Origin of the sequence: Streptomyces sedi, from assembly GCF_006335015.1 — a bacterium.
Classification (GTDB): domain Bacteria; phylum Actinomycetota; class Actinomycetes; order Streptomycetales; family Streptomycetaceae; genus Streptomyces; species Streptomyces sedi.
The window spans coordinates 41,552-50,776 of record NZ_VDGT01000017.1 but is presented as its reverse complement, the minus strand read 5'-3'; the positions used below and the strand labels follow the sequence as shown (position 1 = coordinate 50,776).

Here is a 9,225-nt window from a genome sequence, read left to right as displayed (position 1 = left end):
CGGTCCTTCCGGGGTCATCGTGGCAGCCGGAACCGGGTCCCCGGCGGGTGAACGGGGCGTTTCACCCGGCGGAAGAACGCACGCCTGGTGGTGCCCGGCTCGCCGCGCGCTCCCCCCGGGGGCGCGTCGCGCGTGGTGGGGGCGCGTGAAGTGAGAACGATTGGGTGATAATGACACAGGAGCCGCAGCCTCCCACCGACCTACGATTCCCAGCAGGTGAGAGCGCGCGCATGAAGTTTCTCAACGACGCCCGACCGTCGCATGATCTGACCTACGACGACGTGTTCATGGTCCCCAACCGTTCCTCGGTGGGCTCCCGGATGGCCGTCGACCTCTCGTCGCCGGACGGCTCGGGGACGACCATCCCCCTGGTCGTGGCGAACATGACGGCCGTTGCCGGCCGCCGGATGGCCGAGACGGTCGCGCGGCGCGGCGGTCTCGTCGTGATCCCGCAGGACATCCCGCTGGACGTGGTCACCGACGTGATCGCCTGGGTGAAGAAGCGCCACCTGGTGCTGGACACCCCGATCACGCTGGCGCCCACCCAGACCGTGGCGGACGCCCTGGCGCTGCTGCCCAAGCGGGCGCACAACGCGGGCGTGGTGGTCTCCGACGAGCGCCCCGTGGGCATCGTCACCGAGGCCGACCTGACAGGCGTGGACCGGTTCTCGCAGGTCGGCGAGGTGATGTCGCGCGACCTGCTGGTGCTGGCCGCCGACCTCGACCCGCGGGAGGCGTTCACCACCCTGGACTCCGCGCACCGCAAGATCGCGCCGGCTGTCGGCCCCGACGGGCGGCTGGCCGGCATCCTCAGCCGCAAGGGCGCGCTGCGCGCGACCCTCTACCAGCCGGCCGTCGACGCCGCCGGCCGGCTGCGGATCGCCGCCGCCGTCGGGATCAACGGCGACGTGGCGGCGCGCGCCGAGGCGCTGCTGGCGGCCGGGGTGGACACGCTGGTCGTGGACACCGCCCACGGCCACCAGGAGTCCATGATCGCGGCGCTGCGCGCGGTGCGGGCGCTGAACCCCACCGTGCCCGTGGTCGCGGGCAACGTGGTCTCCGCCGAGGGCACCCGCGACCTGCTCCAGGCGGGCGCCGACATTGTCAAGGTGGGCGTCGGCCCCGGCGCCATGTGCACCACGCGGATGATGACCGGGGTGGGGCGCCCGCAGTTCTCCGCCGTGCTGGAGTGCGCCACCGAGGCGGCCCGGCTGGGCGGGCACGTGTGGGCCGACGGCGGGGTGCGCCACCCCAGGGACGTGGCGATGGCGCTGGCCGCCGGGGCGTCCAACGTGATGGTCGGCTCCTGGTTCGCCGGCACCCACGAGTCGCCTGGCGACCTCCAGCAGTCCGCCGAGGGCCGGCTGTACAAGGAGAGCTTCGGGATGGCGTCGGCGCGCGCGGTGCGCAGCAGGACCGCCGAGCAGTCGTCGTTCGACCGGGCGCGCAAGGCGCTCTTCGAGGAGGGGATCTCCACCTCGCGGATGTTCCTGGACCCGACCAGGCCGGGTGTGGAGGACCTGATCGACTCGATCGTGGCGGGTGTGCGCTCCTCGTTCACCTACGCGGGCGCCGCCGACCTCGCGGAGTTCGGCGAGCGGGCCGTGGTCGGGGTGCAGAGCGCCGCGGGGTACGCGGAGGGCAAGCCGCTGCACGCCAGTTGGCAGTGAGCGCGGCGGGGCTCGGGCCCGTTCGGGAGGCGCTTCGGATGGCGGAAAGATTCCTCGGGACCACAGGGACCGTGATCTGATGATGCCATGAGTGGACGCACCCGTGAGGGATACAGCGGAACGGGTCCGGGGCCCATCACCCCGGACGGCTGCGCGGTGGAGCGCTGGTTGCGGCTGCCGGTGGGGCGCGAGCCCAACATCATCGAGCGCGCCGTTCCCGCCGGCGCGAGCATCCTCGAACTGGGTTGCGGCGTCGGCCGGGTGACCCACGCGCTGGTCGAGCGGGGCTTCGTGGTGACGGCCGTGGACGAGTCCCCCGAGATGCTGGAGCACGTGCGGGGGGCGCGCACGGTGTGCGCGGCCATCGAGGAACTGGAGCTGGGCGAGGAGCGGTTCGACGTCGTGCTGCTCGCCTCGTTCCTGATCCACAACGGTGACCCCGAGGTGCGTGCCGCGATGCTGCGCACCTGCCGGCGGTATGTCGCCGACGGCGGGGCGGTGTTGATCCAGCGGGAGGGCGAGAACTGGCACACCCGGGTGCCGAGGGAGGCGAAGACCGGCGACGGCGGGCTGATCCGGGTCGCCGCCGCCACCCGGATCAGCGACGAACTGACCGAGTTCCGGGTGGAGTACGAGTTCCCGGACGCGGAGTGGAGCCACACCTTCCCCTCCTACCGGTGGAGCAAGGACGGCTTCGAGTCGGCGTTGAGCGGGGCCGGACTGCCCGTCGAGCGGTATCTCACCCTGGATCGCACCTGGGTGCTGGCGCGGCCCGCCTGAGCCTTCCCGGCGTTCGGTGGCGCGGGCGCCTCACGACGGGTTGGCCCGCCGTTGGTCAACCCGTCAGTTCCCCGCGCGTAGATAGGGGTTGAGCATTCCTGTCGGGGTGCATAGGTTCTCCTCCCGAAGTGCCGGTCCGCCCAACGGGGGGCGGGCCGCGTTCTCCTGGGAGGAATGCGCCCATGCGCCTGCGTCACCGGATCACCACCCTGTTCTCCGCCCTCGCCCTCAGCCTGGGCGCGGTCGCGGTCGCGGCCTCTCCCGCCGCGGCGGCACCGGCGGACAAGCCGCAGGTGCTGAGCAGCTGGACGCAGACCAGCGCCAGCAGCTACAACGCCTGGCTCTCGGCCCGCAACAACCAGGGCTCCTGGGCCTCCTACGGCTTCGACTGGAGCACCGACCTGTGCTCCTCCTCGCCCGACAACCCCTTCGGCTTCCCCTTCAGCTTGTCATGTGCGCGGCATGACTTCGGCTATCGCAACTACAAGGCGGCCGGCACCTTCGACGCCAACAAGACCCGCCTGGACAACGCGTTCTACCAGGACCTGCTGCGGGTCTGCGACCGCTACTCCGGCGCCCAGCACACCGCGTGCGACGGCACCGCCTGGACCTACTACCAGGCCGTGAAGCTGCTCGGCTGAGCCGGGGAACGCGCCCCGAGGGGCGGCGGACTCACTCCCGCCGGCCCTCGGGGCGCGGCGCCGGCAGCGCCCCCGGGTCGACGCCGGGCGCCGCGGCCACCGGCGCCTGCCCGCGCCCGCCGCGCCCCAGCACCCCGGCGCCGACCACCAGCAGCGCGGTGGCGACCGTGACCACCCCGAACGAGGCGCGCAGCGACAGCAGTTCGCCGACCGCGCCGATCAGCGTCGGCGCGATCAGGCTCGCCGTGTAGGTGATCGTGGCGACACCGGCGATGGCCCGGCTGGGGTTGGGGCCGCTGTGCCCGGCGGCGGCGAACGCCAGCGGCACCACCACCGCGATCCCCACCCCGATCAGCGCGAACCCCGCCACGCCCTGCGCCGGAACGGTCGCCGTCACCACCAACACCCCGCCCAGCGTGGCGATTCCACCGCCGCAGCGCACCGTGCGCACCGGTCCCATCCGGCGCACCACCGCGTCCCCCAGCAGCCGGGCGAACGCCATGGTCGCGGAGAACGCCGTGTAGCTGGCGGCGGCCACCGTCTCCGAGGCGCCGGTCAGATCCCGCAGATAGACGCCCGACCAGTCCATGCTCCCGCCCTCGGCCAGCACCGCGCAGATGCCGACCGCGCCGATCAGCAGCGCGGAACGGGGCGGCAGCGCGAACCGCGGCGGCGCCGCCTCGTCGCCGCACGGCCGCACGTCGATCACCCACCGGCAGGCCGGCGCCACCGCCAGCAGCAACAGGCAGGTGGCCACCGGCAGATGGGCCCGTGCGTCCAGGTCGAGCGCGACGGCGCACACGCCCAGCGCCGAGCCGCTGAGCGTGCCGACGCTCCACAGGCCGTGCAACCCGGACATGATGGAGCGGCCGTAACGTTCCTCCACCTCGACGCCCTGGGCGTTCATCGCCACGTCAGCCATGCCGGAGGTCGCGCCGAACAGGAAGAGCAGCGCGCACAGCGCCGGCAGGTTCGGCGCCATCACCGGCAGCATCGAGGCCAGCACCCACAGCGCCAGCAGCCCGCGCACCGCCGCGCGGGCGCCGTGGCGGTGGATCACGCGGCTGGCCAGCGGCATCGCCACCGAGGCGCCGAGCGCGGGGAAGGCCAGCGCCAGGCCCAGCGTCGCGGTGCTCAGATCGAGTCGGTCCTGGAGCCAGGGGATGCGGGTGACGAAGCCGCCGGCCGCCGCGCCGTGCAGCAGGAAGACGACGCCGACGGCGACCCTGGCCCGGCGCACCCGGGTCGCGTCGACGTTCAACGGCACGTCGGGGGAGGGGGGGTGAGGCATGTGAGTGACACTTCCCTGGGGGCCGCGAGGGGAGGGGGTCGTGGTGCGGGGAGTGGGGGCAGGGCGCCGACGCGCCGCCCAGAAAGTATCAGGAAGGTTGCCTAATAGAAAGTGAATACAATCCCGACCATGAGCAACGTGCGCACCGCCACCCCCCAGACGGCCCGGGCGATCAACGACCGGATCGCGCTCGAACTCCTCACCGAACACGGCCCGTTGACCGCCGCCAGGCTCCGCGAGCTGACCGGGCTCTCCCGCCCCAGCGTCGCCGAGCTGCTCGGCCGCCTCGGTCGCGGCGGGCTGGTCGACGTCGTGGGGGAGGCCGGCGCCGAGCGCCGGGGGCCCAACGCGCGCGTCTACGGCCTGGTCGCGGGCCGCGCCCATGTCGCGGCGCTCGACGTACGGGTGGAGGGCGTGAGTCTGGCGCTGGCCGACCTCGCCGGCGCCACCGTCGCCAGCCGCTCGGTGCCGCTGACGACCGCGCCGGACCCCGCGGGGCACCCCGGCCAACACCCCATGGTCACCGCCGTGTTGACGACGCTGCGGGCGGCCGGCGCCGAGGCCGGCGTCGCCGAGCTGCACACCGTGGCCCTCGGCGCCCCCGGCCTCGCCGACCCGGCCACCGGCGCCCTGCGCGTCTCCGACGCGCTGCCCGCCTGGCACCGCCAGCTGGTGGCGGCGCTGCGCGACACCGTCGGCGCCCCCGTGCTGCTGGAGAACGAGGTCAACCTGGCCGGCATCGCCGAACACCGCCTCGGCTCCGTCCGCGACCGCGACACCTTCGTGCTGCTGTGGCTGGGCGTCGGCGTCGGCGCGGCCGTGGTGCTGGACGGCGCGCTGCGCCGGGGCGCCTCCGGCGGCGCGGGCGAGCTGGGGTTCCTGCCGGTGCCCGGCACCGGGCGGCTGCCGTCGGCCGTGGAGTGCGAGGGCGGGCTGCACGGCCTGGTCTCCGGCGCGGCCGTGCGGGCGCTGGCCGAGCGCCACGGCCTGCGGGACGACGGCGCGGAGGGCCTGGCCGCCGAGCGGCTGGTCGCCGGGGCGACGGCCCGGACGGACGAGGCGGCCGGCGCCTTCCTGGACGAGCTGGCCGGCCGGGTCGCGCTGGGCGCGGCCTCGGCGGCGGCCGTGCTCGACCCGGGGTGCGTGGTGCTCGGCGGTGAGGTCGGGCGCGCCGGCGGCCGGGCGCTGGCCGAACGGGTGGAACGCCGGCTTCGCGAGCTGTCGCCGCTCGACACGGAGGTCAGGGCCGCCACGGTCGGCGGCAACCCGGTGCTGGGCGGCGCCCTGGTCACCGCGCTGGGTGCGGCGCGCGCCGAGCTCTTCGCCACCGACCGCTGACCGCCGCCGCCACGGGGGCGGGCCGCTGTGATGCGCCCCACAGCGCCGCGTGGCCGGCGGGACGGCGTGGCAGACTGGTGGGGAGTACCAGTGACGTAGCGCACTCCGGGGTCGGTGAAAATCCGAACCGGCGGTTATAGTCCGCGACCCGTCCGCAGCCAGCGGCCGGTTGACCAGGTGGGATTCCTGGACCGACGGTGAAAGTCCGGATGGGAGGCAGTGCGCGGCGGACACGGCGGAAGCGCCGTTTCGCCTCGTCGTCGGGTCACCCTCGCGGGGGTGGGCCGCGCGTGCGGGTGTGCGGTGGCGTGTTCACGTCGTTCCGACGGTCCTGAGCTTCCTCAGGACGCCCCGGAGTCGTGCCCGACGAGGCAGGAGACCCGGTGGCCCCCTCTTACGCGCCCCCTCGGCGCCCCAGCCGTGCCGTGCCGAGCTCCGTCCGGCGACCCCGGAACGGCGTGGAATCAGCGTTCTCCTCCCGGTGTTGCCCCTGCCGGCGGCCCTCGTCCCCCGCGCGGGGGAGTGGCCGCGCCGCGCCGCACGCCGTCCGCCGCAGCACCGAGGAGTCGTGAATGTTCACCGGAATCGTCGAAGAGCTGGGTGAGGTCGTCGCCGTCGAGCGGCTGGGCGACTCGGCGCGGCTGCGCCTGCGCGCCGCGACGGTCGTCGAGGACGCCGCCCACGGCTCCTCGATCGCCGTCAACGGGGTCTGCCTGACCGTGGTGGAGTGGGACGACGCGGGATTCACCGCCGACGTGATGGCGGAGACCCTGGACCGTTCCAACCTCGCCGGCCTGGCCCCGGGTGACGTGGTCAACCTGGAGCGCCCGATGGCGCTCGGCGGCCGGCTGGGCGGCCACCTGGTGCAGGGGCACGTGGACGGCACCGCCGAGGTGCTGACCAGGGAGCCAGGCGAACGCTGGGAGTCGGTCACCTTCACGCTGCCGTCCCGCCTCGCGCGCTACGTGGTGGAGAAGGGCTCGATCACCGTCGACGGCGTCAGCCTCACGGTCGTCGAGGCGGGCCCCGACCGGTTCGCGGTCGGGCTGATCCCCACCACCCTGGACCTGACCACGCTCGGCCGCCGCCGTCCGGGTGATCTGGTCAACCTGGAGGTCGACCTGCTGGCCAAGCACGTGGAACGGCTGCTGGCCCACGGTGGTCAGGTGGCGGCTGGTCAGGTGGCAACTGGTCAGTTCACCACGGGCGAGCCGTCCACTGGTCAGGTCACCACTGGTCAGGTCACCACGGAGCGGGTCCCTACCGGTCAGGTCGATGAGGCGGTGCTCGGGGGAGTGGACATCCGGTGAGCGTTGACCAGTTGAATGCCACCGCCTTCGAGGTCTTCGGCCAGCACGTGATGTGGTCGGACATGGTCGGCAACCTCGCCGGGCTGGCCGCGCTCGCCCTCGGCTGGCGGCGTTCCCTCCTCACCTGGCCCGTCCAGCTGCTGTCCGGGCTGATCCTGGTCGCCGCCTACGGCGCGGCCGACCTCGGCGGCGGCGTGGGCAAGCAACTGCTGGTCATCACCGTCGCGGTGTGGGGCTGGCGGCAGTGGTCGGCGGGCAGGCAGGACAGCGGCGACGGCCAGATCGAGGTCCGCTTCGCCAGCTGGCGCGAGCGCGCCGCGCTGGCGGCCGGCGCGGTCGTCGGCACCCTGCTGGTCGGCTCGCTCTTCACCGCGTTCCCCGACCTGTCCTGGAACCCGTGGCCCGACGCCTACATCTTCGTCGGCACCCTGGTCGCGATGGTCGCCCAGGCCAGGGGGCTGGTCGAGTTCTGGATCGCCTGGCTGCTGGTCGACCTCGTCGGCGTCCCCCTCGCCTTCAGCAGCGGGCTGCCGTTCTCCGGCCTCGTCTACGTCGTCTACCTGTTCCTCGTGCTGTGGGGGATGCGGGACTGGTGGCTGCGCTCCGCCGCGCGCCGCGCGTCCGCGCCCTCGACGGAACGTCTGGAAGGAGCCCCGGCATGACCGTCACCGAGCCGGCCGAGCCCGCCCTCGGCCCCCGCGACACCGCCGCCCCCCTCGACCCGATCGAGCGCGCCGTCGCCGACATCGCGGCCGGCCGCCCGGTGGTCGTCGTCGACGACGCCGACCGGGAGAACGAGGGCGACCTGGTGATGGCCGCCGAGCTGGTCACGCCCGAGACGATCGCGTTCATGATGAACGAGTGCCGCGGACTGATCTGCGTGCCGATGGTCGCCGACGAACTCGACCGGCTCGAACTGCCGCAGATGGTGGAGAAGAACACCGAGTCGATGGCGACCGCGTTCGCCGTCTCGGTCGACGCCGGCCCCGGGTACGGCGTCACCACCGGCATCTCGGCCGCCGACCGGGCCGCCACCATCAGGCTGCTCGCCGACCCGAAGGCGGTCGCCGCCGACTTCGCCAGGCCCGGCCATGTCTTCCCGCTGCGCGCCCGCGACGGCGGGGTGCTGGTCCGCCCCGGCCACACCGAGGCCGGTGTCGACCTCGCCACCCTGGCGGGGCTGCGGCCGGCCGCCGTGGTGGTCGAGATCGCCGGCGAGGACGGGACGATGCTGAGGCTGCCGCAGCTGCGCGCCTTCGCCCGCCGGCACGGGCTGACCCTGGTCTCCATCGCCGACCTGGTCGCCCACCGGGCGCGGAAGGAGGCGGAGGACGCGGAGGCGGAGTCCGCGCGGACGCTCCCCGCGCCCGAGGTGCGCCGCGAGGCGGTCACCTCGCTGCCCACCGCGCACGGCGCCTTCCGCGCCCACGGCTACCGGGCCGCGGCCGACGGGGTGGAGCACCTCGCGCTGGTCGCCGGCGACCTCGGCGACGGCGAGGACGTGTTGGTGCGCGTCCACTCGGAGTGCCTCACCGGCGACATCTTCGGTTCCCAGCGCTGCGACTGCGGACCCCAGCTCACCGCCTCGATGGAGCGCCTCACCGAGGAGGGGCGCGGCGTGCTGCTCTATCTGCGCGGCCACGAGGGGCGGGGCATCGGACTGCTCTCCAAGCTGCGCGCCTACGAGTTGCAGGAGCACGGCAGGGACACCCTGGACGCCAACCTGGAGCTGGGCCTGCCGGCCGACGCGCGCGACTACGCGGTGGGCGCCCGCATCCTCGCCGATCTCGGGGTGCGCTCGCTGCGGCTGATGACCAACAACCCCGACAAGGCCGACGCGTTGACCCGCCACGGCCTGCGGGTGCGGGCCCGGCTTCCGCTGCCCGTCTCGCCCGGGGAGCACAACCTTCGGTACCTGCGTACCAAGCGGGACCGGATGGGGCACGACCTGCCCTGGCTCGACCCGGCGCCGGTCTCGGCCTGCGCCAACCAGTAGCGCGAACGGGCCGGGCGGCGCGGGGCCGGCGGGGGAGCGCGCGTTCCGGGGGGAACGCGGGTCGCCCGGCGCCCTATGGCCGTACGCGGCGGTGCGTGGCGGTGCGCGGTGCTTCACGGTGGTTGTCGAAGCGTTCCCGCGGGCCCGCCGCGTTCCACGAACCCCATGAGCCACCACAGCGACAACGGCAACAACGGCA

8 protein-coding genes and 1 riboswitch are annotated in these 9,225 nt (G+C 74.1%); of the genes, 7 read left to right on the top strand and 1 reads right to left on the bottom strand.

All coding sequences use genetic code 11. From position 1 onward, the window contains the following. Positions 1-230 precede the first annotated feature (230 nt). The 3 genes from FH715_RS20625 to FH715_RS20615 all read left to right on the top strand — a co-directional run bounded on the left by FH715_RS20625 (position 231) and on the right by FH715_RS20615 (position 3,091). The gene (locus FH715_RS20625) at positions 231-1,670 is read left to right on the top strand and encodes a GuaB1 family IMP dehydrogenase-related protein (RefSeq protein WP_139647527.1); all 1,440 of its coding nucleotides are present in this window, start codon (positions 231-233) and stop codon (positions 1,668-1,670) included. A gap of 87 nt (positions 1,671-1,757) precedes the next feature. Further along, positions 1,758-2,450, top strand: a complete 693-nt coding sequence (locus FH715_RS20620; RefSeq protein ID WP_139647525.1) for a class I SAM-dependent methyltransferase — start codon at positions 1,758-1,760, stop codon at positions 2,448-2,450. A 182-nt stretch (positions 2,451-2,632) separates the two neighbouring features. Beyond that, positions 2,633-3,091, top strand: coding sequence for a phospholipase (locus FH715_RS20615; protein ID WP_211367723.1), 459 nt, complete (start codon positions 2,633-2,635; stop codon positions 3,089-3,091). Between the two features lie 31 nt (positions 3,092-3,122). On the opposite strand, the gene FH715_RS20610 is transcribed toward FH715_RS20615, so the two are convergent. Beyond that, positions 3,123-4,382: an MFS transporter gene (locus tag FH715_RS20610; RefSeq protein ID WP_139647523.1), complete on the bottom strand. Its 1,260-nt coding sequence runs from the start codon at positions 4,380-4,382 to the stop codon at positions 3,123-3,125. Between the two features lie 129 nt (positions 4,383-4,511). Here FH715_RS20610 and FH715_RS20605 point away from each other — a divergent pair, with 129 nt between their 5' ends. The 4 genes from FH715_RS20605 to FH715_RS20590 all read left to right on the top strand — a co-directional run bounded on the left by FH715_RS20605 (position 4,512) and on the right by FH715_RS20590 (position 9,026). Continuing rightward, entirely contained in the window at positions 4,512-5,720 is a 1,209-nt protein-coding gene (locus FH715_RS20605) for an ROK family protein (protein WP_139647521.1), read from the top strand. 96 nt (positions 5,721-5,816) lie between these two features. Beyond that, positions 5,817-5,947: riboswitch (FMN riboswitch) on the top strand. A gap of 345 nt (positions 5,948-6,292) precedes the next feature. After that, positions 6,293-7,030 carry a riboflavin synthase gene (locus FH715_RS20600; RefSeq protein ID WP_139647519.1) on the top strand — a complete coding sequence of 246 codons (738 nt, stop codon included), beginning with the start codon at positions 6,293-6,295 and terminating at the stop codon, positions 7,028-7,030. A 50-nt stretch (positions 7,031-7,080) separates the two neighbouring features. Next, complete coding sequence (locus FH715_RS20595) at positions 7,081-7,692, top strand: nicotinamide mononucleotide transporter family protein (RefSeq protein WP_139647674.1); 612 nt, start codon at positions 7,081-7,083, stop codon at positions 7,690-7,692. Beyond that, positions 7,689-9,026, top strand: a complete 1,338-nt coding sequence (locus FH715_RS20590; protein ID WP_139647517.1) for a bifunctional 3,4-dihydroxy-2-butanone-4-phosphate synthase/GTP cyclohydrolase II — start codon at positions 7,689-7,691, stop codon at positions 9,024-9,026. The genes FH715_RS20595 and FH715_RS20590 overlap by 4 nt, the downstream gene beginning before the upstream one ends. Positions 9,027-9,225 lie beyond the last annotated feature (199 nt).